General features: G+C 70.3%; 23 protein-coding genes. 20 read left to right on the top strand and 3 right to left on the bottom strand.

What is annotated here, in order from left to right; all coding sequences use genetic code 11:
- Positions 1-39: 39 nt before the first annotated feature.
- From pdxS to ACVFI9_RS11465, 13 genes are all read left to right on the top strand, one after another.
- Positions 40-930 (top strand): pyridoxal 5'-phosphate synthase lyase subunit PdxS, encoded by an 891-nt coding sequence (gene pdxS / locus ACVFI9_RS11525; RefSeq protein WP_474762367.1) that lies wholly within the window; start codon positions 40-42, stop codon positions 928-930.
- Entirely contained in the window at positions 924-1,601 is a 678-nt protein-coding gene (gene pdxT, locus ACVFI9_RS11520; protein WP_474766244.1) for a pyridoxal 5'-phosphate synthase glutaminase subunit PdxT, read from the top strand. The genes pdxS and pdxT overlap by 7 nt, the downstream gene beginning before the upstream one ends.
- 33 nt (positions 1,602-1,634) lie before the next feature.
- Positions 1,635-2,270, top strand: a complete 636-nt coding sequence (locus ACVFI9_RS11515) for a hypothetical protein (protein ID WP_474762366.1) — start codon at positions 1,635-1,637, stop codon at positions 2,268-2,270.
- Positions 2,267-2,803 (top strand): DUF1697 domain-containing protein, encoded by a 537-nt coding sequence (locus ACVFI9_RS11510; RefSeq protein ID WP_474762365.1) that lies wholly within the window; start codon positions 2,267-2,269, stop codon positions 2,801-2,803. Before ACVFI9_RS11515 ends, ACVFI9_RS11510 begins: the two co-directional genes overlap by 4 nt.
- A gap of 69 nt (positions 2,804-2,872) precedes the next feature.
- Positions 2,873-3,604: a hemerythrin domain-containing protein gene (locus ACVFI9_RS11505; protein WP_474762364.1), complete on the top strand. Its 732-nt coding sequence runs from the start codon at positions 2,873-2,875 to the stop codon at positions 3,602-3,604.
- Positions 3,605-3,639: 35 nt separating this feature from the next.
- A complete protein-coding gene (locus ACVFI9_RS11500; RefSeq protein WP_474762363.1) occupies positions 3,640-4,398 on the top strand; it encodes a YebC/PmpR family DNA-binding transcriptional regulator in 759 nt (252 codons plus the stop codon).
- A 10-nt stretch (positions 4,399-4,408) separates the two neighbouring features.
- Entirely contained in the window at positions 4,409-5,026 is a 618-nt protein-coding gene (gene ruvC, locus ACVFI9_RS11495) for a crossover junction endodeoxyribonuclease RuvC (protein ID WP_474762362.1), read from the top strand.
- Positions 5,023-5,643, top strand: coding sequence for a Holliday junction branch migration protein RuvA (ruvA, locus tag ACVFI9_RS11490; protein ID WP_474762361.1), 621 nt, complete (start codon positions 5,023-5,025; stop codon positions 5,641-5,643). The genes ruvC and ruvA overlap by 4 nt, the downstream gene beginning before the upstream one ends.
- Entirely contained in the window at positions 5,640-6,719 is a 1,080-nt protein-coding gene (gene ruvB, locus ACVFI9_RS11485; protein WP_474762360.1) for a Holliday junction branch migration DNA helicase RuvB, read from the top strand. Before ruvA ends, ruvB begins: the two co-directional genes overlap by 4 nt.
- Positions 6,720-6,788: 69 nt before the next feature.
- Positions 6,789-7,175 (top strand): preprotein translocase subunit YajC, encoded by a 387-nt coding sequence (gene yajC, locus ACVFI9_RS11480; RefSeq protein WP_474762359.1) that lies wholly within the window; start codon positions 6,789-6,791, stop codon positions 7,173-7,175.
- A 64-nt stretch (positions 7,176-7,239) separates the two neighbouring features.
- Entirely contained in the window at positions 7,240-8,979 is a 1,740-nt protein-coding gene (gene secD / locus ACVFI9_RS11475) for a protein translocase subunit SecD (RefSeq protein WP_474762358.1), read from the top strand.
- Entirely contained in the window at positions 8,979-10,001 is a 1,023-nt protein-coding gene (secF, locus tag ACVFI9_RS11470; RefSeq protein ID WP_474762357.1) for a protein translocase subunit SecF, read from the top strand. Before secD ends, secF begins: the two co-directional genes overlap by 1 nt.
- 71 nt (positions 10,002-10,072) lie before the next feature.
- A complete protein-coding gene (locus tag ACVFI9_RS11465; protein WP_474762356.1) occupies positions 10,073-12,325 on the top strand; it encodes a RelA/SpoT family protein in 2,253 nt (750 codons plus the stop codon).
- On the opposite strand, the gene ACVFI9_RS11460 is transcribed toward ACVFI9_RS11465, so the two are convergent.
- From ACVFI9_RS11460 to ACVFI9_RS11450, 3 genes are all read right to left on the bottom strand, one after another.
- On the bottom strand, positions 12,304-12,909 hold the full coding sequence (locus ACVFI9_RS11460; protein WP_474762355.1) for a type IV toxin-antitoxin system AbiEi family antitoxin: 606 nt from the start codon (positions 12,907-12,909) through the stop codon (positions 12,304-12,306). The genes ACVFI9_RS11465 and ACVFI9_RS11460 overlap by 22 nt on opposite strands.
- A gap of 120 nt (positions 12,910-13,029) precedes the next feature.
- Positions 13,030-14,262 (bottom strand): DUF349 domain-containing protein, encoded by a 1,233-nt coding sequence (locus ACVFI9_RS11455; protein WP_474762354.1) that lies wholly within the window; start codon positions 14,260-14,262, stop codon positions 13,030-13,032.
- An 86-nt stretch (positions 14,263-14,348) separates the two neighbouring features.
- On the bottom strand, positions 14,349-15,134 hold the full coding sequence (locus tag ACVFI9_RS11450; protein ID WP_474762353.1) for a peptidylprolyl isomerase: 786 nt from the start codon (positions 15,132-15,134) through the stop codon (positions 14,349-14,351).
- 113 nt (positions 15,135-15,247) lie between these two features.
- Between ACVFI9_RS11450 and ACVFI9_RS11445 the strand changes: the two genes are divergently transcribed.
- From ACVFI9_RS11445 to ACVFI9_RS11415, 7 genes are all read left to right on the top strand, one after another.
- Positions 15,248-16,627 carry a replication-associated recombination protein A gene (locus ACVFI9_RS11445; RefSeq protein WP_474762352.1) on the top strand — a complete coding sequence of 460 codons (1,380 nt, stop codon included), beginning with the start codon at positions 15,248-15,250 and terminating at the stop codon, positions 16,625-16,627.
- Between the two features lie 197 nt (positions 16,628-16,824).
- Positions 16,825-17,448 carry a 30S ribosomal protein S4 gene (rpsD, locus tag ACVFI9_RS11440; RefSeq protein ID WP_474762351.1) on the top strand — a complete coding sequence of 208 codons (624 nt, stop codon included), beginning with the start codon at positions 16,825-16,827 and terminating at the stop codon, positions 17,446-17,448.
- An 88-nt stretch (positions 17,449-17,536) separates the two neighbouring features.
- Entirely contained in the window at positions 17,537-17,788 is a 252-nt protein-coding gene (locus ACVFI9_RS11435) for a hypothetical protein (protein WP_474762350.1), read from the top strand.
- Positions 17,789-17,839: 51 nt separating this feature from the next.
- Positions 17,840-20,497: an alanine--tRNA ligase gene (alaS, locus tag ACVFI9_RS11430; protein WP_474762349.1), complete on the top strand. Its 2,658-nt coding sequence runs from the start codon at positions 17,840-17,842 to the stop codon at positions 20,495-20,497.
- A 7-nt stretch (positions 20,498-20,504) separates the two neighbouring features.
- Positions 20,505-20,981 carry a Holliday junction resolvase RuvX gene (gene ruvX, locus ACVFI9_RS11425; RefSeq protein WP_474762348.1) on the top strand — a complete coding sequence of 159 codons (477 nt, stop codon included), beginning with the start codon at positions 20,505-20,507 and terminating at the stop codon, positions 20,979-20,981.
- Positions 20,982-21,028: 47 nt separating this feature from the next.
- Complete coding sequence (gene mltG / locus ACVFI9_RS11420) at positions 21,029-22,777, top strand: endolytic transglycosylase MltG (protein ID WP_474762347.1); 1,749 nt, start codon at positions 21,029-21,031, stop codon at positions 22,775-22,777.
- Positions 22,767-23,597, top strand: a complete 831-nt coding sequence (locus tag ACVFI9_RS11415; RefSeq protein WP_474762346.1) for a shikimate dehydrogenase — start codon at positions 22,767-22,769, stop codon at positions 23,595-23,597. The genes mltG and ACVFI9_RS11415 overlap by 11 nt, the downstream gene beginning before the upstream one ends.
- The last annotated feature ends 19 nt before the right edge of the window (positions 23,598-23,616 follow it).

The raw sequence follows: 23,616 nt of genomic DNA, 5'->3' as shown, positions 1-23,616 counted from the left end.
GTTTCGCGAGTTCGCGTCATCCATCGAAGGGAATCCCTGATGAGCACTGCCCAGACCGGCTCCAGCCGCGTGAAGCGCGGCCTCGCCGAGATGCTGAAGGGCGGCGTCATCATGGACGTCGTCACTCCCGAGCAGGCGCGCATCGCCGAGGACGCCGGCGCCGTCGCGGTCATGGCGCTCGAGCGCGTGCCGGCCGACATCCGCGCCCAGGGCGGCGTCGCCCGCATGAGCGACCCCGACCTCATCGAGGCGATCATCGCCGAGGTCTCCATCCCCGTCATGGCGAAGGCCCGTATCGGCCACTTCGTCGAGGCTCAGGTGCTGCAGGCCCTCGACGTCGACTACATCGACGAGTCCGAGGTGCTCTCGCCCGCCGACTACGTGAACCACATCGACAAGTGGGCGTTCAACACGCCCTTCGTCTGCGGTGCCACCAACCTCGGCGAGGCCCTGCGGCGCATCAACGAGGGTGCGGCGATGATCCGCTCCAAGGGCGAGGCCGGCACGGGCGACGTCTCCGAGGCCACGAAGCACATCCGCAAGATCACGAGCGAGATCAACCAGCTGAAGTCGATGACGCGCGACGAGGTCTACGTCGCCGCCAAGGAGTTGCAGGCCCCCTACGAGCTCGTGCTCGAGGTGGCCGAGACCGGCAAGCTCCCGGTCGTCCTGTTCACGGCCGGTGGCGTCGCGACGCCGGCGGATGCCGCGATGATGATGCAGCTCGGCGCCGACGGCGTCTTCGTCGGCTCGGGCATCTTCAAGTCGGGCAACCCCGAGCAGCGGGCCGCGGCCATCGTCAAGGCGACCACGTTCTACGACGATCCGTCGGTCATCGCGGATGTCTCGCGCGGCCTCGGCGAGGCCATGGTCGGCATCAACGTAGGCGACCTCGCCGCCCCGCACCGACTGGCCGAGCGCGGCTGGTGACGACGCTCCGCAGCGAATCGATCGGCGCGGGGGATCCGGCTTCGGCCGGCCCCCGCGTCGGCGTCCTCGCGCTCCAAGGCGACTTCCGCGAGCACGCGCACGTGCTCGCCCGCCTCGGCGCCCGCGTGTCGCTCGTCCGTCGGCCCGAGGAGCTCTCGTCGATCGACGGCCTCGTCATCCCGGGCGGTGAGTCGACCGTCATGGACAAGCTGTCGCGTGCCTACGGGCTCGCCGAGCCGTTGCGGCACGCCATCGCCGACGGGCTGCCCGTCTACGGCACGTGCGCCGGACTCATCATGCTCGCCGACACGATCCTCGACGCGATCGCGGGCCAGCAGACCCTCGGCGGCCTCGACGTGGTGGTGCGCCGCAACGCGTTCGGCTCGCAGAACCAGTCGTTCGAGACCGACCTCGACATCCCCGTGCTCGGCGAGGAGCCCGTGCACGCGGTGTTCATCCGCGGCCCGGTCGTCGAGTCGGTGGGCCCAGACGCCACTCCGCTCGCGACGCTCGCCGACGGCCGGGTCGTCGCCGTCGAGCAGGGCAACCTCCTGGGCACGAGCTTCCACCCCGAGATCACGGGGGAGTACCGCTTCCACGGCTACTTCCTGACGAAGGTCGGCGCACGCGCGAGTTCCGGGTCATCCGCCCCGGCGTCGTCACCCGTGTAGCGCAGGAGCCGCACACCACGTCAGAGTGGGGACATGAAGCTGTACTCGGATTTCGGCGACCGCCGTGCGGTGCAGATCGTCGGAGACCTCCTCGCCCTCGCGATCATCGCGGCGGCGGTGTGGGCGGCCGTGCTCGCACACGGATTCGTGACGCGGTTCGCCGACCTCGGTCGGAGACTCGAGGAGGCGGGCACCGGATTCCGCGGCAGCATGACGGAGATCGGGAGCACCCTCGGAGACGTACCGCTCATCGGACCCGGCATCGCCCGGCCGTTCGACGGCGCCAGTGCCGCCGGAGCGACGCTCGAGTCCGTCGGTCGCGGACAGCAGGACGCCGTCGCCTGGATCGCGATGCTCGCCGCGATCGGCATCGCGGCGCTGCCCATCGCGGCGGTGCTCCTGCTGTGGGTCGCGCCCCGGCTGGTGCGAGCGGCACGTGCCGGAGCCGCCGCCGCGGTGCTCGCGCAGCAGGGCGGCGCCGACCTGCTCGCGCTGCGTGCCCTGGCCCACCGGCGGCCGACGGATGTGCTGGCCGCCCACCCCGACGCGGTCGCCGCGTGGCGGCGCGGCGATCCCGAGACGGTCCGAGCGCTGGCCGAGCTCCAGGCGCGCGCCGTCGGCGTCCGATTCCCCGGTGCTCGGGCCGCGGTCGATACCCTGAGCGGATGACGCGATACATCGCGCTCCTCCGGGGAGTGAACGTCGGCCGCATCACCATCCGCTCCGCCGATCTGAGACGGCTCTTCGAGGAGCTCGGATTCGACGACGTGCGCACCGTGCTCGCGAGCGGCAACGTCGTGTTCAGCGCCGAGCACGCAGGGCGGGCGGATGCCACGAAGCTGAAGTCGCGTATCGAGCGGGCGCTCGCCGAGCGGTTCGGCTACGACGCGTGGATCGTGCTCGTCACGCACGACGAGCTCGAACGGGCCGTCGACGGGTTCCCGTTCGACGCGGCCGACGCGCATCGCCAGCCGTATGTCGTCTTCGCCTCTGACGCCGCCGTCGTCGACGAGCTCCTCGACGACACTCGGCGGTTCGATGACGCCGTCGACCCGCTCGCGCGCGGCGACGGCGTCGTCTACTGGAATCCGGTGAAGGGCACCACCGTCGACACGCCCTTCGCGAAGCTCATCGCCAAGGCGAAGTACAAGCCGACGACCACCAACCGCAACCTCAGGACGCTGCGGAAGCTCCTCGACTGACCGGACCGTGCGCCGAGTTCAGGGTCTGCCCGGGGGCGCACGGCCGCGGCATCCGCTTCGCTGGAGGTCATGACCGAACGCCTTCCCTCGACCGGCGCGCCCACCGCGCCCGACGTTCCCACCACCACCTGCCGCAGCGACGAGGTGGTGGTCATCCACCGGGTGTTCCGGCGACTCTTCGGCGAGGCGCCCGCGCTCGTGCGCGACGTCGCCCCCGCCGACATCAAGCGGGCGGCTTTCGTGGCCAGCCACCTGCACGGGCTGACCCGGATGCTGCACGTGCACCACCGCGCCGAGGACGACTTCTTCTGGGGTCGAATGGAGGAGCGTGCTCCGGCGTGCGGGCTGCACGTGTCGCTGATGCGCAGCCAGCACCGGACGCTGTCCGACCAGCTCGACGCCGTCGACAGCCTCATCGACGTCTGGACGACCGAAGCCGACGTGCTCGACGCGGAACACCTCGCCGTCGCGCTCGACGAGGTCGACCGCACGCTCGGCCAGCACCTCGCCGACGAGGAGCGCGACGCGTTCCCGGTGCTCGACGCCGTGTTGAGCGACGAGGAATGGGACGAGATCCAGGCGGAGGTCGGTCGCGAGAAGCCGCCGCTGCCGCTGTTCCTCCTGCTCGGGCTGATCATCGACAGCCTCCCCGAGGGAGAGCGCGAGGCCTGGATGGCGCGCGAGCTGCCCGGCCCCATGCGCCTGGCGTACCGGCTCCTCGGTCACCGCCGCTACCAGCGGGAGCTCCGGCGCCTCCGGCCCGCCGCGTCCTCGCAGGAGGCGACGCGTCGGCTGGCCTAGAATGTCGGGGTACTGACCACCCCGACGGGAGACACATGTCCGGGCATTCCAAGTGGGCGACGACCAAGCACAAGAAGGCGGTCATCGACGCACGCCGAGCCAAGTCGTTCGCGAAGCTCATCAAGAACATCGAGGTCGCCGCGAAGATGGGCGGCGCCGATCTCTCGGGCAACCCGACGCTGGTCGACGCCGTGCAGAAGGCGAAGAAGACCTCCGTCCCGAACGACAACATCGACCGCGCCATCAAGCGCGGCGCCGGGCTGACCGGTGAGTCGATCGACTACGCGACGATCATGTACGAGGGGTACGGCCCGAACGGCGTCGCCCTCCTCATCGAGTGCCTCACCGACAACAGGAACCGCGCCGCCGCCGAGGTGCGCACGCTCATGACCCGGAACGGCGGCACCATGGCCGACCCGGGCTCGGTCGCCTACAACTTCGCTCGCAAGGGCGTCATCGTGGTGCCGGCAGAGGGCACCAGCGAAGACGACGTGCTCGCGGCGGTGCTCGACGCCGGCGCCGAGGAGGTCACCAACGAGGGCGACACGTTCGAGGTCATTACCGAGGCATCCGACATGGTCGCCGCGCGCACCGCGCTGCAGGCCGCCGGCATCGACTACGACTCGGCCGACGCCGCCTTCGTGCCGAACCTCAAGGTCGAGATCGACGCCGACACGGCCCGCAAGGTCTTCCGGCTGATCGACGCGCTCGAAGACAGCGACGACGTGCAGAACGTCTACAGCAACTTCGACCTGTCGCCCGAGGTCCAGGCCGAGCTCGAGGCCGAGGACTAGGCCGATCGCCGTGCGCGTGCTCGGCATCGACCCCGGCCTCACGCGCTGCGGCGTGGGCGTGGTGGATGTCGAGCCGAACCGCACCGCACGGCTCGTCGACGTGGTCGTGCTACGGTCGCCCGCCGATCTCGACACGCCCCGTCGGCTGGCCCGCATCGCCGACGGACTCGAGGCCATCGTCGAGGAGCACCGCCCCCAGGCGGTCGCCCTCGAGCGCGTCTTCGCGCGGTCGGATGTCTCGACCATCATGGGCACCGCGCAGATCTCCGGGGTCGCGATGCTCATCGCCGCCCGTCGGGCGCTGCCCGTCGCCCTGCACACCCCGAGCGAGGTGAAGGCCGCGATCACCGGGTACGGACGCGCCGACAAGGCCCAGGTCGGCGCCATGGTGGCACGCATCCTCGGACTCGACGCGGTCCCGAAACCGGCGGATGCCGCCGACGCGCTCGCCCTGGCGATCTGCCACGCCTGGCGCACCGGCGGGGTGGCCGGTGCCGCCGTGCTCGATTCGGCCGCCGCGACGGCCACGGCGACGGATGCCTCAGCACTCACGCCGGCGCAGCGTGCATGGATCGCCGCCGAGCGTTCCGCCGCCGTGTCGGGGGCGGCCCGTAGGCTGAAGGAGTGATCTCCTCTCTTCGCGGTCGCGTGCTGCGCGCGGCCGGCAACTCGGTCGTGATCGAGGTCGGCGGCGTCGGGTTCCACGTCAACTCCACGCCCGCACTGGCGCTCGCGAGTCGCGAGGGCGACGAGATCACGGTGCACACGAGCCTCATCGTGCGCGAGGACGCGCTGACGCTCTTCGGCTTCGCCTCGCGCGACGAGCTCGAGGTGTTCGAGCTGCTCATCGGGGTCACCGGCGTGGGTCCCCGGTCGGCGCTCGGGGTGCTCTCGGCGCTGTCGCCCGAACAGGTCGCCGCCGCCGTGCAGGCCGACGACGACGCCGTGTTCCGCAAGGTCAGCGGCATCGGGCCGAAGACGGCGAAGCTCATCACCGTCTCGCTCGCCGGCAAGCTCGTCGCGCCGACCACGAAGCCGGCTCCGACGGCGGTCGCCACGGGCGGCGTGGCCGAGAGCGTGCTCGCGGCGCTCACTGGCCTCGGCTGGTCCGAGCGGGTCGCCGCCGAGGCCGTCGAGGAGACCATGGCCGAGGCATCGCAGACCGAGGCGGCGTCGGTGCCCGCACTGCTGCGCCTCACGTTGTCGCGGCTCGGGCCGGCCCAGCAGGCCGGGCGGGTGCGATGACCCGCAACGACATGAGCGAGGAGAACCTCGACCTCACCGACCCGGTGCTCGCATCAGAGGCCGAGCTCGCATTCGAGGGGGCCCTGCGTCCTCGGAGCCTCGCGGAGTTCGTCGGGCAGACCCGGGTGCGGGGTCAGTTGCAGCTGCTCCTCACCGCGGCGACGCTCCAGCAGCGCACGCCCGACCACATCCTGCTCGCGGGTCCGCCCGGTCTCGGCAAGACGACGCTCGCCATGATCGTCGCGCACGAGGGCGGCCGGCCGCTGCGCATGTCGAGCGGGCCCGCCATCCAGCACGCAGGCGACCTCGCGGCGGTGCTCAGCTCGCTCGTGCCGGGCGAGGTGCTCTTCATCGACGAGATCCACCGCATGGCGCGCTCCGCCGAAGAGATGCTGTACCTCGCCATGGAGGACTTCCGCATCGACATCATGGTCGGCAAGGGCGCCGGTGCGACCTCCGTGCCGCTCGACCTCGCCCCGTTCACGCTCGTCGGCGCGACCACGCGTGCGGGGCTCCTGCCCAACCCGCTCCGCGATCGCTTCGGGTTCACAGCGCACCTCGAGTTCTACGACGAGGCCGAGCTCGAGCAGGTGCTCGCACGAGCCGCGACGATGCTCGGACTCGACATCGACCGCGAGGCGATCGCCGAGATCGCCGGGCGCTGCCGAGGCACCCCGCGCATCGCCAATCGCCTGCTCCGCCGGGTGCGCGACTACGCGCTCGTGCACCCGTCGGCCGCTTCGGGCCGCCGCGGCGGCGCCGATGTCGAGGCCGTGCGCGCCGCGCTCGACCTGTACGACGTCGACCCGCTCGGCCTCGACCGGCTCGACCGCGCGGTCATGCAGACGATCCTCACCCGGTTCGGCGGCGGCCCTGTGGGTCTCAACACCCTCGCGGTCTCGGTGGGCGAAGAGGCCGAGACCATCGAGGCCGTGGTCGAGCCGTTCCTCGTGCGCATCGGGCTGATCACGCGCACCCCTCGCGGGCGGGTCGCGACCCCCGCGGCCTGGCGGCATTTCGGACTGGTGGACGAGGCATCGGAGGGCGCAGCGACCCTTCCCATCGATGACCTATAATCCATGGAGGCTTGGTCCTCAACGCCCTCGACTTCGTGCGGCACGCCGCACCGGAAGGTTCTCTCCCTCATGACGTTCGATCCGTTCACCATCATCATGCTCGCCGTCCTGGCGGTGCTGATCTTCTTCATGTTCCGCAACTCCCGCAAGCGGCAGGCCGAGGCGCGCGAACTGCAGACGAAGGTGCAGCCGGGCGCGAAGGTGATGACCAACTTCGGCGTCTTCGGCACCATCCTCTCCATCGATGAAGAGGAGAACCAGGTGCTGCTCGAGACCTCGCCGGGCACCGTGCTCACGGTGCACCGCCAGACCATCGCGCGCGTGGTGCAGCCGGTCGAGTCCGCTCCCGTCACCGAGGTGGAGCCTACCGCGGGCGACGTCACGCCCGAGTTCGGCGAGCGGGTCGACGAGGCGCCGAGCGACGAGAAGCCCGACACCAAGAAGTCCGACGACTAAGGCTCCCCACAGAGGCTCGGCCCGCGCGTGATCCGCGCGGGCTCCGGCAGAGAAAGCAGAACACGTGGCTGCACCATCCAAGCGGTCATCGAGGCCGACCCCCGTTCGCAAGGCCTGGCGATCGCTGACCTGGCTCGGCGTCATCATCGCCGGCCTCTTCGCGATCAATGCCGCCGGCGTGATCTGGGGCGGCGGATCCTGGACGCCCAAGCTCGCGCTCGACCTCGAGGGCGGCACGCAGATCATCCTCGAGCCGAGGGTCGAGACCGGTCAGTCGGTCTCCCAGGAGCAGCTCGACCAGGCCGTGTCGATCATCCGCCAGCGCGTCGACGCGTCGGGCGTGGCCGAGGCCGAGATCAACACCGAGGGCTCCAACGTCGTCGTGCGCATCCCCGGTGAGCTCGACGATCAGACGCGGAACCGCATCGAGTCGTCGGCGAAGCTCGAACTGCGCGCGGTGCTGCTCGCGGATGTCGCGACCGACCAGTCGATCGACCCGAGCGCCAGCCCCGAGCCGACCGAGCCCGCCGAGGAGCTCGAGTCGACGCCCACGGCCGAGCCGACCGACGGCAGCGACCTCGCCTGGGTCACCCCGGCGCTGCAGCAGGAGTTCGACACGTTCGACTGCTCGACGCTCGACGAGGCGGCCACCAACATCGCCCCCGCCGATGAACCGCTCGTCACGTGCGACGTCGACCGTGCCGCGAAGTACCTGCTCGGGCCCGTCGAGGCGAGCGGCGAGAACATCGTCAACGCCACGAACGGCATGGTGACCACGCAGACCGGCGCCAGCACGGGCCAGTGGGCGGTCAACATCCAGTTCGACGAGCAGGGCACCGAGGACTTCGGACAGGTCTCGACGCGCCTCTTCGCCCTGCAGGCCGAAGGTGCCAGCCCCCGCGACCAGTTCGCGTTCGTCCTCGACGGCGCCGTGCTCACCGCTCCGCAGATGAACGGGGCCATCACCGACGGTCGCCCACAGATCACGGGCGACTTCACGCAGGAATCGTCGAAGACCCTGGCCGACCAGCTGAAGTTCGGCGCCCTGCCGATCAGCTTCACGGTGCAGTCGTCCGACACGATCTCGGCGACGCTCGGCACCTCGCAGCTCCAGTCGGGCGTGATCGCCGGCCTCATCGGCCTGCTCCTCGTCGTGGTCTACTCGTTCTTCCAGTACCGAGCACTCGCCTCGGTCACGATCGCCTCGCTGGTGATCATGGGCGTGATCACCTACCTGATGATCACGATCCTGTCCTGGCGCGAGGGCTATCGCCTGTCGCTCGCCGGCATCGCGGGTCTGATCGTGGCGATCGGCTTCACGGCCGACTCGTTCATCATCTACTTCGAGCGCGTTCGCGACGAGCTCCGCGACGGCCGGCCGTTGGTCGGTGCCGTCGAAGCAGGATGGAAGCGCGCGTTCCGCACCGTGCTGGCGTCGAAGAGCACCAACCTCCTCGCGGCGATCGTGCTGTTCATCCTCGCCGTCGGCAGCGTCAAGGGCTTCGCCTACACGCTCGGCCTCACGACGATCATCGACGTCGTCATCGTGATCCTCTTCACGCACCCCATGCTGCAGTTGCTCGCCCAGACCCGGTTCTTCTCGAGCGGCAACCCCTGGTCGGGCCTCGATCCGAACGCACTCGGCGCCGTCTACCGAGGGCGAGCCGAGTTCCGCAAGCCCGTCGCCGTGCCGGCGAGCAAGGTCGCCTCGAGCTCGAAGGAGGCGCAGAAGCGCCAGACCATCGCAGAGCGGAAGGCCACCGCGGGCGTCGGCAGCGGAACGAGCGAAGGCAAGGAATCCTGATGGCCAACCGGCTCACGACATTCGGCAACGACCTCTACACGGGCAAGCGCTCGTTCAACTTCGTCGGCGGCCGTCGCAAGTGGTATGCGATCATCGCGGTGCTGATCATCCTGTCCGTCGCGATCCCGGTGCTTCGTGGTATCAACTTCAGCATCGAGTTCCGCGGCGGCTCGCAGTTCCAGATCGCCGGGGTCGAGAACGCGGAGCCCAGGCTCGCCACCGACGCCGTGGCGGCCGTCGTCCCCGACGCGACCGCGCACGTGACCATCGTCGGCGGCAACGGGGTGCGCGTGCAGACCGACCAGCTCGAACAGGCGGACTCCCGCGCCGTGACCACAGCCCTGGCCGAGGCGTACAACGTGCCCGAGAGCGAGGTCACCTCATCGTTCATCGGGCCCAGCTGGGGCGCGGATGTCACACGACAGGCGCTCGTGGGTCTCGTGGCCTTCCTCCTGCTGGCCGGCATCATCATGGCGTTCTATTTCCGCACCTGGAAGATGTCGCTGGCCGCGATCCTCGCACTGATGGTCGACCTCGTCGTCACGGTCGGGATCTACGCGGCGGTCGGCTTCGAGATCAGTCCGGCCGCCACCATCGGAATCCTGACCATCCTCGCCTACTCGCTGTACGACACCGTCGTGGTGTTCGACAAGATCCGCGAGAACACCGCGGAAGAGGGCCAAGAGTCTCGACGCACCTTCGCCGAGTCGGTGAACCTGGCGGTCAACCAGACCCTCGTGCGATCGATCAACACCAGTGTCGTCGCCGCGTTGCCGGTCGCGGCGATCCTCTTCCTCGGGGCGGGTGTGCTCGGGGCCGACACGCTCCGCGACATCTCGCTCGCCTTGCTGATCGGCATCACCGTCGGCACCTGGTCGACGGTCTTCCTCGCCGCGCCGCTGTACTCGCAGCTGCGCGAGGGCGAGTCCGCGATCAAGCGGCACGACCAGAAGGTGCTCAAGGAGCGCGAGCGTGCGGGCGCGGCATCCGGCGCCTCGGCGGAAGCGGTACCCACCGCATGACGTTCGCCTCGGGCGAGAGCGGCACGAACCAGGGCTCGGAACGGCGATAATTGAGTTCTGGAGGTGTGCGCATGACGGAAGCGGGAGTCAACTCGACCGCTTCGCTGCGCCGCCTCGTGCCTCGCATCTTCTCGAGGGCACAGCCGTCCGGCGCGGTCGACACGCTCATGCGAACGGTGCGGATGCACCACCCCAAGGCCGATCTCGCCCTCGTCGAGCGCGCCTACACGGTCGCTGAGCGCGCGCACGAGGGCCAGAAGCGCAAGAGCGGCGAGCCGTACATCACGCACCCCGTCGCGGTCGCGCAGATCCTCGCCGACCTCGGCATCGGGTCGAAGACGGTCGCGGCCGCGCTGCTGCATGACACGGTCGAAGACACCGCCTACACGCTCGACCAGGTGCGCGCCGACTTCGGCGACGAGATCGCCATGCTCGTCGATGGCGTCACCAAGCTCGACAAGGTGAAGTACGGCGACTCCACGCAGGCCGAGACCGTGCGCAAGATGATCGTCGCGATGTCGAAGGACATCCGGGTGCTCATCATCAAGCTCGCCGACCGGCTGCACAACGCCCGCACGTGGGGTTTCGTGCCGGCCGAATCGGCCACCCGCAAGGCCACCGAGACCCTCGAGATCTACGCGCCGCTCGCGCACCGGCTCGGCATCCAGGCGATCAAGCTCGAGCTCGAGGACCTGTCGTTCGCGGTGCTCTACCCGAAGCTCTACGCCGAGATCGAGAGCCTCGTGAAGCAGCGCACGCCGCAGCGCGAGGAGTTCGTGCAGAACGTCATCGACCTCGTCAGCGACGACCTCAAGGCCGCGAAGATCCGCGGCAAGGTCATGGGCCGGCCGAAGCAGTACTACTCGATCTACCAGAAGATGATCGTGCGGGGGCGCGACTTCGACGAGATCTACGACCTCACCGGCATCCGCGTGCTCGTGAACTCGGTGCGCGACTGCTACGCCGTGCTCGGCGCGATCCACGCACGGTGGACACCGCTGCCCGGTCGCTTCAAGGACTACATCGCGACGCCGAAGTTCAACCTCTACCAGTCGCTGCACACCACCGTCATCGGTCCGAAGGGCCGCCCGGTCGAGATCCAGATCCGCACGCACGACATGCACCAGCGCGCGGAGTACGGCGTCGCGGCGCACTGGAAGTACAAGGAGCGGATGAACTCGGGTCGCACGACCGAGATGGCGGGCGCCAACGAGACCGACATGGCGTGGCTCGCGCACATCTCCGACTGGCAGGCCGAGACCGCCGATCCGGGCGAGTTCCTCGATTCGCTGCGCTTCGAGATCGGCGCGAAGGAGGTCTACGTCTTCACACCGAAGGGCCGCGTGATCGGCCTGCCCTCCGGCGCCACCCCGGTCGACTTCGCCTATGCCGTGCACACCGAGGTCGGCCACCGCACGATGGGCGCGAAGGTCAACGGGCGGCTGGTGCCGCTCGAGAGCGAGCTGAACAGCGGCGACGTGGTCGAGGTGTTCACCTCGAAGAACCCCGACTCCGGTCCGAGCCAGGACTGGCTCACGTTCGTGAAGAGCCCGCGTGCCCGGAACAAGATCCGGCAGTGGTTCACCAAGGAACGCCGAGACGAGGCCATCGAGCAGGGCCGCGACGCGATCGCCCGTGCCATGCGCAAGCAGAACCTCCCGCTCCAGAAGCTGATGAGCCAGGAGTCGTTCGCCGAGGTCGCCGCGCAGCTGAAGTACGACGACGTCTCGTCGCTGTACGCCGCGGTCGGCGAAGGCCATGTGTCGACCCAGTCGGTGCTCGAGAAGGTCGTGGCGCTCGTGCGCGACGTCGACGAGGGCGACGAGCCCGAGCTGCCGGTGCCGGTGCGGTCGCGCCCGATGCCCCGCAACTCGGATTCGGGCGTGCTCGTGCGGGGCGCACCCGACATCCTGGTCAAGCTCGCGCGCTGCTGCACCCCGGTGCCCGGCGACGAGATCGTGGGCTTCATCACCCGCGGCTCGGGCGTCTCGGTGCACCAGGCGAACTGCCACAACGTGCAGGGCCTCATGCGCGAGCCCGAACGCATGATCGACGTCGAGTGGGCGCCGAGCTCGAAGAGCCTGTTCCTCGTGCAGATCCAGATCGAGGCCCTCGACCGGGCGGGGCTGCTCTCCGACGTCACGCGCGTGCTGTCGGAGCATCACGTGAACATCCTCTCCGCCAACGTGTCGACCTCCACCGATCGCCTCGCGCTCAGCCGCTTCGTGTTCGAGATGGGCGACACGACGCACCTCGACCGCGTGTTGAACGCCGTGCGACGCATCGACGCGGTGTACGACGTCTACCGGGTGAGCGACGGCTGACGCGGCATCGCGTTCGGGTCGGCCGAGACGGCGTCGGCACCGGCGATCGCGTGCTCGAGGCGCGCGAGGGCGAGCGTCTTGTGCGGCATCCGTGCGGCGGCGTCGAATCGGGCATGCAGCGCTGAGCCGAGCCACGGCCTCGGCGCGAGGAGCGCCCTGACGGTGCCCTCGCCGTCGACGGCGTCGTAGTCGGCGTCGCGCAGCAGGTCGAAGCCGGTGCGCACGACGGACGTGCAGCGGACGTCCCCGAACTCGACGACCTCGGAGTCGTCGAGCTTCACCTCGCGTACGGTCGCACGATGATCGCCGATCGGCGCGATGCGCGCACTGTGCGGCACGCAGAACTGCGCGACCGCCGGCGGCATCGACAGGGCGCCGTGCACCCATGCCGCCGACATGCGCTCAATGACGAGCGGTCGCGGCATCCGGAGCGCGATCACCGCTGCGCGGAAGGCGGGGAGGTCGGGCTCATCGACCGGCGCCCACCCGTCGTCGATCGCGAAGAGCTCGCCGTCGAGGCGCGCCGCGCAGAGTTCGGCGATGGGAAGGTCGACGGTGCCGAGCACCATGGGAAGTCGGGCCATGCGCCCATGCTGGGGCATGGCGTCGAGCCACTCCGGAGACGTGCGAGCGGCTGTGGAGAACCCGGCCGTCCGGCTCGAGGCGCGGGGGAGTGGGGTCGTCGTCGGCCTTCCGCGGCGGCGTCAGCCGCCGACGGCCCGCAACCAGGCGCGGCGCGCCTCGAGCGCCTCGCGCGCGGCGTCGGCGGCGCGGCGGTCACCGGATGCCTCGGCGGCGGCGAGCTCGGTCTCGAGCTTGACGATGGCGTCCTGCAGCTGGCCGACCATGCCCTCGGAGCGCGCCTTCTTCTCGGGGTCCTCGCGCTCCCACTGCTGGTCCTCGAGGGAGCGCACGTGGGTCTCGACCTTGCGCAGGCGGTCTTCGACGGGACGCACCTGGTCGCGGGGGACCTTGCCGATCTCGTCCCAGCGGCGCTGGATGCGGTTGAGGGCGGAACGCGCCTGCTTGGGGTCCTTCTCGGCGAGCAGCTTCTCGGCCTCCTCGAGGAGCTCGAGCTTCTCGGTGAGGTTGGCGCGGTACGCCTCGTCCTCCTTGGCGTCGACCTCGGCCTTCGCCTGGAAGAGCACGTCGCCCGCGGCCTTGAACTTCGCCCACAGCGCGTCGTCGAGCTTCTTGCCAGCGCGACCGGCCTGCTTCCACTCGTCGAGCAGCATGCGGTAGTCGGCCACGGCGTCGGCACCTCGGGGAGCCAGGGCCTCGGCGCGCTCGATGAGGCGTTGCTTCCGCGACCTGACGTCGCGGTGCGTGGCGTCGAGCTCGGCGAAGAACGCCTTGCGGTGCTGCTCGATGGTCGAGCGAGCGGCTCGGAACCGCTTCCAGAGTTCGTTCGCCTCGTTCTTCGGAAGGCGCGGGCCCTCCTGCTGGTGCTGCTGCCACCTCGCGAACAGTGCGTCGAGCTCGGCCGTCGCCTGCTTCCACTGGGTCTTCGCCGGATCCTGCGCGGCGAGCGCCTCGGCCTGCTCGACGATGCGGGTGCGCTCGGCGATGGCCTCGCCGACGGCCGCCTTGGCCTCGGCCTGCTGCTGCTCGGTGAGCTCCTTCGTCGTGCCCGACAGGGCCTCCAGCCGACGGGCGAGCGAGTCGAGGTCGCCGACCGCCTTGGCGCCCGCGACCGACTCGCGCAGGGTGGCGACGGCCTTCGCGACGTCAGCTGCCGGAGCCCCCCGGCGAACGCGCTGCTCGAGGAGCCCGACCTGGCCGGCGAGGTCGGCGTACTTCCGCTCGAAGTAGGCGAGCGCCTCCTCAGGGGTGGCGTCGGGGTACTGGCCGACCTCTCGCTCGCCGTCGGCGGTGCGTACGAAGACGGTGCCCGTCTCGTCGACGCGGCCCCACGGTTGCTGCTCTGAATCGGTCACGGCCTCACCCTGTCGTGGTCGGATGCCGCCAGCGGCGGCGATGACGGCATCAAGCCTATTGCACCGCTCGCGGGCGGTGCCGGACGTCACTCGATGGTGAATCCGGTGATCGTCACGGGCACCGCAGGTGCTCCATCGGTGGCGCCGTCGGCGGTGCCGGCGTCGGTGATCCCGGAGCGAAGCTCCTCGAGGCCGCTGGTCACGCGTCCGATGACCGTGTAGCCGCCTGCCTCGTCGGGGGTGAGGGTGGTGTCCTCGTAGACGATGAAGAACTGGCTGCCCTGGCTGTACGCGTTCTGCTGCTGGCGGGCCATGGCGATCGTGCCGGCGGGGTACTGGCCGTCTTCGGGAGCGTTCTCCACGGGGCCGTAGCTGTAGCCGGGGCCGCCGCTGCCGTCGCCCGAGGGATCGCCGCACTGGAGCACCCAGATGTTGTCCTTGGTGAGCCGGTGGCACGACGTGTCGGCGTAGAAACCCGACTGGATCAGGCTGATCTCGCTCGAGACGGCCTGCGGTGCGGCCTCACCGTCGAGCTCGACGCCGAGCGGGATGTCGTTGAGGGTGAGCGTGCCGGTCCAGGTGCGGCCCTCGGCGAGGTCGGGAGAGGGCACGTCGCCCTGGTTCTCGCCGGCGGGCGGCGTCGCGGTCGGCGTCGGCGTGGCGGTCGGCTCGGCCTCTGGGCTCCCGGGGCCGCCGTTGAAGTACAGCAGCTGCGCCGCGACGGCGAGCGCGAGCACGACGACCAGGGCGGCGACCGCGATCACGTTGTCCCGGGTGCGCCGGCGCTGCTTGCGGACATGCACTTCCTGGCGGGCCTGGTAGGTGCGGAGGCGCGCCCGTTCCTCGCGCGCCTGACGGTCGTTCGATGCCACGCATGCTCCTTCTCGGGATTCCTGCGAGCCGACTCTACGCAAGCCCCGGTTTCGGCACCAATCGTGCGGGGCGGCGGGATTCGGTGTCGGATGCCGCGGCTACGCTTGAGGGCATGGTGGACTCCGGCCCGGGGCTGCGCTCCGGCGCGACTCCGCTCGCGGTGCGCATGCGGCCCACGAGCCTCGACGAGGTCGCCGGCCAGCGTCACCTCCTGACGCCCGGGTCGCCGCTCGTCGCGCTGGCGAGCGACCGCTCGGGGGAGTCGGGCTCGGTCTCGGTCATCCTGTGGGGCCCACCGGGCACCGGCAAGACCACGCTCGCGCAGGCCATCGCCCGGTCGTCGGGCCGCAAGTTCGTGGAGCTCTCCGCGGTCACCGCCGGCGTTCGCGACGTCCGCCAGGTCATGGAGGAGGCGCGGGCGAGCCGTGATCTGTACGGCCTCTCAACCGTGCTCTTCCTCGACGAGATCCACCGCTTCACGAAGGCGCAGCAGGACGCGCTGCTCCCGGGCGTCGAGAACGGCTGGGTCATCCTCGTCGCCGCGACGACCGAGAACCCGTCGTTCTCGGTCATCTCGCCGCTCCTCTCGCGCTCGCTGCTGCTCACGCTCGAGCTCCTCACCGACGACGACCTCGGCGTGCTCGTCGACCGCGCCCTCGTCGACGCCCGTGGACTCGCGGGCCGGGTCGAGCTCGAACCCGAGGCGCGGGCCGCCATCATCCGGCTCGCCTCCGGCGATGCCCGGCGTGCCCTCACGGCCCTCGAGGCCGCCGCGGTGGCCGCCGGGCAGACGTCCGCCGAGGCCGCTGCCGCTGCCGACGATGAGGCGACGGATGCCGCGGAGCGGCCGAAGCCCGTCATCACCGCCGAGGTCGTGGCGCGCGCCGTCGACCGAGCGCTCCTGCGGTACGACCGCAACGGCGACGAGCACTACGACGTCATCAGCGCGTTCATCAAGTCGGTGAGGGGCAGCGACGTCGACGCGGCGCTGCACTACCTCGCGCGCATGATCGAGGCGGGCGAAGACCCGCGGTTCATCGCCCGCCGCATCATCGTCCTGGCCTCCGAGGACATCGGCATGGCCGACCCGACGGCGCTCGGCGTCGCCGTTGCCGCCGCCGACGCGGTGCAGTACATCGGCATGCCCGAGGGGCGCATCCCGCTCGCGCAGGCCGTGGTGCACCTCGCGACCGCCCCGAAGTCGAATGCGGCGTACCTCGGCATCGACCGGGCGATCGCCGATGTGCGGGCGGGCAAGGCGGGACGGGTGCCGAAGCACCTCCGCGACGCGCACTATCCGGGCGCGAAGCGGCTCGGCCACGGCAGGGGGTACGTCTACCCCCACGACGATCCCATCGGCGTCGTCACGCAGGAGTACCTGCCGGATCCCCTCCGCGGCGCGGTCTACTACGAGCCCACCGAGCACGGCAACGAGCGCGACGTCTCGGCCCGGCTGGCGAAGCTCCGCCGCATCGTGCGCGGCGGTCGCTGAGGCGGTGCGCCGATCAGGGCGGCGTGATAGCATGATCGCTGGCCTGAAGCCAGATTCTCGAGCGCGGCTGCGAGAGAGTCATCGGCGAATGGGTGCGATCTGTAGCCGATCCGCCCTTGGCGAATCCCTCTGACACAGACTTCCGGTGCGCGACCGCGCCGTGAATTCACACTTGAGATTCTTCCGAAAGGACATTCGTGTCGAACCAGTCACGCAGCAAGACCCGGCTTTCCCGCGCCCTCGGCGTCGCCCTCACCCCGAAGGCCGCCAAGTACATGGAGAAGCGCCCGTACGCTCCGGGTGAGCACGGCCGCACCAAGCGCAAGCAGGACTCCGACTACGCGGTGCGCCTCCGCGAGAAGCAGCGCCTCCGCGCCCAGTACGGCATCCGCGAGAAGCAGCTCCGCATCGCGTTCAACGAGGCCCGTCGCACCGACGGCCTGACCGGTGAGAACCTCGTCGAGCTCCTCGAGATGCGCCTCGACGCGCTCGTGCTGCGCGCCGGCTTCGCCCGCACCATCGCACAGGCGCGCCAGTTCGTGGTGCACCGCCACATCCTCGTCGACGGCCAGATCGTCGACCGTCCGTCGTTCCGCGTGAAGCCCGGCCAGACCATCGGCGTCAAGCAGCGCTCCGAGGGCACCGAGCCGTTCCAGGTCGCCGCAGCCGGCGGCCACGTCGACGTGCTGCCCAAGATCCCGGGCTACATCGACGTGCAGCTCGACAAGCTGCAGGCGACCCTCACGCGTCGCCCGAAGCGCGCCGAGGTCCCCGTGACCTGTGACGTCCAGCTCGTCGTCGAGTACTACGCCGCTCGCTGATCCGGCACAGTACGAGCAGGGGCCGCGGGGGCAACCCCCGGCCCCTGTTGCCGTCTTCGGCGGCATGGCCCGCCACTAGACTGTATGGATGCGTGCCGGGCGGTGGTCGCACGGCTTCGAATCGTCAGAGGAGCACTTCGTGAAGAGCATGCTGTGGTTCGCCGTGGGTGTCGCGACCGGCTTCGTCGCCGCGCACCAGCTCAACCAGACGAAGCAGGGCCGGGAGTTCTTCTCCTCGATCGACGCAAAGGCCAGGGCCTTCGGCAAGGCCATCGCCGAGGGCTACCACGAGCGCGACGCCGAACTCCGCGCACAGGGCGACACCGCAGCGACGAGCTGACCGCCCCCTCGAACCGCCCGGCGCCCCGGGCAGCTGAACCAGAACGGAATCATGCAGACTGCAGACATCCGCCAGCGCTGGCTTGACTACTTCGCCGCGCGCGGCCACACCGTCGTGCCCTCGGCTTCGCTCGTCTCCGACGACCCGACGCTGCTCTTCACGGTCGCCGGCATGGTGCCATTCGTCCCGTACCTCACCGGCCTGGTCCCCGCGCCGTACCCGCGCGCCACGAGCGTGCAGAAGTGCATCCGCACGAACGACATCGAGGAGGTCGGCAAGACCCCTCGGCACGGCACGTTCTTCCAGATGAACGGCAACTTCTCGTTCGGCGACTACTTCAAGGAAGGCGCGATCGCGTTCGCGTGGGAGTTCCTCACGACCCCCGAGGCCGAGGGCGGGCTCGGGTTCGACAAGAACGACCTCTGGGTCACCGTCTACAAGGACGACGACGAGGCCATCGAGCTGTGGAAGAAGGTCGCGGGCCTGCCCGACGAGCGCATCCAGCGCCTCGACAAGGACACGAACTACTGGCACACCGGCCAGGCCGGGCCCGCGGGTCCCTGCTCCGAGATCTTCTTCGACCGCGGACCGGCGTACGGCGTCGACGGCGGGCCGGCCACCGACGACGACCGGTACGTCGAGATCTGGAACCTCGTGTTCATGCAGTACCTCATCGACGACGTGACGTCGAAGACCGACTTCCGCATCGTGCGCGAGCTGCCCAAGAAGAACATCGACACCGGCATGGGGCTCGAGCGCGTCGCCTTCATCAAGCAGGGCGTCGAGAACATGTACGAGATCGACCAGGTGCGGCCGGTGCTCGATCGTGCCGCGGAGCTGTCGGGTCGCACGTACGGGGCGAACCACGACGATGACGTGCGCATGCGCGTCATCGCCGACCACGTGCGGTCGTCGCTCATGCTCATGAGCGACGGGGTCGCACCCTCCAACGAGGGCCGCGGCTACATCCTCCGTCGGCTCCTGCGTCGCACCATCCGGGCGATGCGCCTCCTGGGGGTCGACGGTCCGACGTTCCGCGAACTGTTCGCGGCGTCGCGCGACGCCATGAAGGCGGCCTATCCCGAGGTCGCGCACGACTACGCGCACATCGAGCAGCTCGCGCTCGGCGAGGAGGAGACGTTCCTGCGCACCCTCGCCGCCGGCACCTCGATCCTCGACACCGCCGTCGCGTCCACGAAGCAGTCGGGGCGCGGCGAACTGGCGGGCGACACGGCGTTCCTCCTGCACGACACCTACGGCTTCCCGATCGAACTCACCCTCGAGATGGCCGAGGAGGCCGGCCTCGCGGTCGACCGCGGCGCATTCGACGAGCTCATGACCGCACAGCGCACGCGTGCGAAGGCCGACGCGAAGTCGAAGAAGAAGGTGCTCGCCGATCTCTCGGTGTACGGGCAGTTCCGCGCCCTCGGCGAGACCATCTTCACCGGCTACACCGACCTCACCACCGAGTCGACCGTGCTCGGCGTGATCGTCGACGGGCAGCCGGTGCAGGTCGCGACGGCCGGGCAGACGGCTGAGGTGATCCTCGCCGAGACCTCGCTCTACGCGGAGTCTGGCGGCCAGGCGCCCGATCATGGCCGCATCGTCGGCGACGGGTTCGAGCTGCAGGTCCTCGATGTGCAGCGACCCGTGAAGGGCCTCATCAGTCACACGGTGAAGGTGACGGCCGGCGAGGTGGGCGTCGGCGTTCCGGCGACGACCCTCGTCGACGAGGACTACCGCCGCGGCGCGACCCAGGCGCATTCGGGCACCCACATCGTGCACGCGGCGCTGCGGCAGGTGCTCGGCCCGAACGCGCACCAGTCCGGGTCGTTCAACAAGGCCGGCTACCTGCGACTCGACTACGGCTGGAACTCCGCGCTCTCCACGGCCACGCGCAGCGAGATCGAGGAGATCTCGAACGACGCCATCCGCGACAACCTCGAGGTCGTCACCAGGGAGATGCCGCTCGACGAGGCGAAGTCGCTCGGCGCGATGGCCCTGTTCGGTGAGAAGTACGGCGACGTCGTACGGGTCGTCGACATCGGCGGGCCGTGGTCGCGCGAACTCTGCGCGGGCACGCACGTTTCGTCGAGCGCCGAGATCGGCATGATCAACATCGTGGGAGAGTCCTCGGTGGGTGCGTCCAACCGGCGTGTGGAGTCGCTCGTCGGACGCGATGCGTTCAAGCGGTTCGCGGCCGAACGCGCGCTCGTCAACGAGCTCACGAGCACCCTGAAGACGCGTCCCGAGCAGCTCGTCGATCGCGTCGGCGAACTCGTCAGCAGCCTGAAGGCGGCCGAGAAGAAGATCCAGGCCTTCGAGGCGCGGGCGCTGAGCGACCGCGTGCCGGCGCTCGCCGCGAACGCCGTGCGCACGGGTGACGTGCTCCTCGTGGCCGAGACGGTCGGCCGGCTCGGCTCGGGCGACGAGCTGCGATCGCTCGCGACCGCCGTGCGGGCCAAGCTCGGCGACGCGGCATCCGTCGTCGCACTGACCGCCGAGGTCGGCGGCAAGCCCGTCGCGATCGTCGCGACCTCGCCGGCGGCCCGTGACGCCGGTGCCAACGCCGGAGCGCTCGCCAAGACGATGGCGGGGGTCCTCGGCGGGGGCGGCGGCGGCAAGCCCGACCTCGCGCAGGGCGGCGGCAGCGACCTGTCGGCCATCCCGGCCGCACTCGACGCGGTGCGGCGCGAGGTCGGCCGGTAGTCGGCGCATGCGATCGGGCGTGAGGCTCGGCATCGACGTCGGGCGTGCCCGTATCGGCGTCGCGCGTTGCGATGCCGGGGCGCTCCTCGCGGTGCCCGTCGAAACGGTGCCGCGGGCGGTCGAGGGCGACGCAGATGTGCGCCGTGTGCTCGAGCTGGCCGAGGAGTACGGGGCATTCGAGCTGGTGGTGGGGCATCCGCTGTCACTGTCGGGCACTCCGACGGCCTCGACCGACGACGCGGTGGGCTTCGCCGAGCGGCTGGCGGCGGCAGGGGCCGCCGTGCGGCTGGTCGATGAGCGCCTGTCGACCGTGAGCGCGCAGCACGCCCTGCGTGCCGCCGGCCGGTCGACTCGCAGCCAGCGCCCAGTCGTCGACCAAGTCGCAGCCGTTATCATTCTGCAACACGCCATCGACACGGAGCGGGCGTCGGGCGTCGAGCCCGGGCGGCTGCTCACGAGAGACGAAGGGTCGTCCCCCCTGTGACCCACCTCCCTCCCGCCTCACCGGGCGGCGGACGAGAGCGGCCTCCGATGACCCGACGCGAGGCCCGTGAAGCCGAGCAGCGGAGGGCGGAACTGCTCGCCCAGCAGCAGGAGCAGGCCGCCGTGCCGTCGCTGCCGCCGTCGCACGAGCCACCGCCGGCGCAGCCGCAGTGGCAGGCCGCTCCGGCGGCCGCCGCCCCGCCGCCCGCAGGACCGCTCACCGCGCCCCGGCGGCCCGTGTACGACCGCGATGTCCCGAGCCGACCCGAGGAGCAGGCGACCGCGGTCCAGCCGCAGCTCCCGCAACCGGCGCAGCACACGCAACTGCCGCGGCAGCCGCAACTCCCGCTCTCGCCCCAGCATCCGGAACCGCCCCAGCAGTGGCGGCCGCAGCAGCAGCAGTGGGAGGCGCAGCAACAATGGGAGGCGCAGCAGCAGTGGGAGGCGCAGCAACAATGGGAGGCGCAGCAGCAATGGCAGCCGCAGCAGGAGGCGCCCACGCAGCAGCCCCCCGCGCAGCACTGGCCGGCCGAGCAGCAGCCGACTCAGGCCGAGACCACGTTCCGGTGGCAGCTCGACGACCCCCGCGCGTCCGCTCGCGATGACGACCAGCAGGGCGGACTCCCGTGGAACGACCAGCTGCAGACCCTCACCGACGACCCCGACGACGAGCCGCACGGGCGGCTCAGCCGTGCCGAGCGACGAGCGCTCAAACGCGGCGGGTACCACGACGACGAGCGACCACGCCGAAAGGGCGGGTGGGGATGCCTCATCGGGCTCCTCGTCGTCGGCGCACTCGCCGCGGGCGCCTACTTCTTCCTGCAGGGCCCGATCACCGCATTGATCGAGCGCTTCACCCCGGCCGAGGACTTCCAGGGATCGGGCACCGGCGAGGTGATCTTCATGATCCACGACGGAGACACCGGCTCCGACATCGCCGAGAACCTCGTCGACGAAGGCGTCACGGCCTCGTACGACGCTTTCTACGACCTGTTGCTCGAGCAGGTGCCCGAGCCCGAGTTCCATCCGGGTGCGTACCAGCTCGCCGAGCAGATGAGCGCGAGGGCGGCGCTCGATGCCCTGCTCGATCCCGCGAAGAAGCTCGAGAACACGGTGCTCATCACCGAGGGCACCTGGGCCCGCGACGCGCTGGCGGAGGCATCCGCGGTACTCGAGATCCCGATCGAGGAGTTGCAGGCCGCCGCCGCGAACCCGCAGGCCCTCGGCCTGCCGGCCGAGGCGACCAGCGTCGAGGGGTTCCTCTTCCCGGCGACGTACACGTTCAACCCCGATGCCACCGCGCAGGAGATCGTGCAGACCATGGTCACCGAGAGCCTCGCCGCCTTCGACGCGGCCGGCGTCGCCCCCGAGGACCGATATCGCGTCGCGACGCTCGCCTCGCTCATCGAGCGCGAAGGCCTGCCGCAGGACTTCACGAAGGTCTCCCGGGTCATCCAGAACCGCCTCGAACAGGGGATGCCGCTGCAGTTCGACTCGACGGTGCACTACGGCCTCGGCGACAACTCGGTCGTCACGACGACCGACGCCGAGCGCGAGGACGCCGCCAACCCGTACAACACGTACGTGCACCCGGGCCTGCCGCCCGGCCCGATCGGCAATCCGGGAGCCGAGGCGATCCAGGCCGCCCTCACCCCCGCCGACGGCCCGTGGCTGTACTTCGTGACCGTCAACCCCGAGACCGGCGAGACGATCTTCACCTCGACGCTGGAAGAGCACGAGGCGGCGGCGGAGCAGTTCTACCAGTGGCTCGAGGAGCACCCCGACTATGGGCAGTGAGGTGCGCAGGCTCGCCGTGCTCGGCTCGCCCATCTCGCATTCGAAGAGCCCCGCACTGCACCGCGCCGCCTATCGACGGCTCGGGCTCGACTGGGAGTACACCGCGATCGAGATGCAGGGCCATGAACTCGCCGAGTTCATCGGCGGGCTGGATGCCTCGTGGCGCGGCCTGTCGCTCACGATGCCGCTGAAGCAGGATGTGCTGCCCCTCCTCGACGATCTCGACGAGATCGCGACGACCACGCGGGCGGCCAACACGGTGCTCTTCGACCAGGGCAGGCGGCGGGGCTTCAACACGGATGTGGGCGGCATCGTGCGCACGCTCCGGGAGGCCGGCGTCGGTGGAGTGCACCATGGCCTGATCATCGGCGGCGGCGCCACCGCGGGGTCGGCGCTCGTCGCGATGTCGCAGCTCGGTGCCGCGCGGGTGCGCGTCCTCGTGCGCCGGGCCGCAGCGGCCGCTGAGCTCGAGGCCCTCGGTCGGCGCCTCGGCGTCGTGGTCGAGGAGGGACGCCTCGACGAGCTCGGCCGGGTCTGGGACGCGGACCTCGTCGTCAGCACCGTGCCGGGCGGCACCGACCTCGGCGTGGAGCCGAGCGCCGCCCTCGCGCGGCGTGCGCACCTCCTCGACGTGGGGTACGACCCGTGGCCGTCGCCGCTCGGCTCGAGCTGGGCCGCCGCCGGCGGCGAGGTGGTGCACGGTCTCGGGATGCTCCTGCACCAGGCTCTCCTCCAGGTGCGGATCTTCGTCACCGGCGATCCCGGCACGGAGCTGCCCGATGAGGGCGCCGTGCTCGCCGTCATGCGCGATTCCCTCTGATCCGGCTGTGGAAGGATAG

It is taken from the genome of Agromyces sp. NSFZ, from assembly GCF_056156205.1.
The sequence above is the reverse complement of the archived record's forward strand: the minus strand, read 5'-3'. Positions and strand labels throughout refer to the sequence as shown.

Coding starts and splice junctions, on each gene's coding strand:
- pdxS (WP_474762367.1), top strand. CDS start 40: ATGAGCACTGCCCAGACCGGCTCCAGCCGCGTGAAGCGCGGCCTCGCC.
- ACVFI9_RS11515 (WP_474762366.1), top strand. CDS start 1,635: ATGAAGCTGTACTCGGATTTCGGCGACCGCCGTGCGGTGCAGATCGTC.
- ACVFI9_RS11510 (WP_474762365.1), top strand. CDS start 2,267: ATGACGCGATACATCGCGCTCCTCCGGGGAGTGAACGTCGGCCGCATC.
- ACVFI9_RS11505 (WP_474762364.1), top strand. CDS start 2,873: ATGACCGAACGCCTTCCCTCGACCGGCGCGCCCACCGCGCCCGACGTT.
- ACVFI9_RS11500 (WP_474762363.1), top strand. CDS start 3,640: ATGTCCGGGCATTCCAAGTGGGCGACGACCAAGCACAAGAAGGCGGTC.
- ruvB (WP_474762360.1), top strand. CDS start 5,640: ATGACCCGCAACGACATGAGCGAGGAGAACCTCGACCTCACCGACCCG.
- yajC (WP_474762359.1), top strand. CDS start 6,789: ATGACGTTCGATCCGTTCACCATCATCATGCTCGCCGTCCTGGCGGTG.
- secF (WP_474762357.1), top strand. CDS start 8,979: ATGGCCAACCGGCTCACGACATTCGGCAACGACCTCTACACGGGCAAG.
- ACVFI9_RS11465 (WP_474762356.1), top strand. CDS start 10,073: ATGACGGAAGCGGGAGTCAACTCGACCGCTTCGCTGCGCCGCCTCGTG.
- ACVFI9_RS11460 (WP_474762355.1), bottom strand. CDS start 12,909: ATGGCCCGACTTCCCATGGTGCTCGGCACCGTCGACCTTCCCATCGCC.
- ACVFI9_RS11445 (WP_474762352.1), top strand. CDS start 15,248: ATGGTGGACTCCGGCCCGGGGCTGCGCTCCGGCGCGACTCCGCTCGCG.
- ACVFI9_RS11435 (WP_474762350.1), top strand. CDS start 17,537: ATGCGTGCCGGGCGGTGGTCGCACGGCTTCGAATCGTCAGAGGAGCAC.
- alaS (WP_474762349.1), top strand. CDS start 17,840: ATGCAGACTGCAGACATCCGCCAGCGCTGGCTTGACTACTTCGCCGCG.
- ruvX (WP_474762348.1), top strand. CDS start 20,505: ATGCGATCGGGCGTGAGGCTCGGCATCGACGTCGGGCGTGCCCGTATC.
- mltG (WP_474762347.1), top strand. CDS start 21,029: ATGACCCGACGCGAGGCCCGTGAAGCCGAGCAGCGGAGGGCGGAACTG.
- ACVFI9_RS11415 (WP_474762346.1), top strand. CDS start 22,767: ATGGGCAGTGAGGTGCGCAGGCTCGCCGTGCTCGGCTCGCCCATCTCG.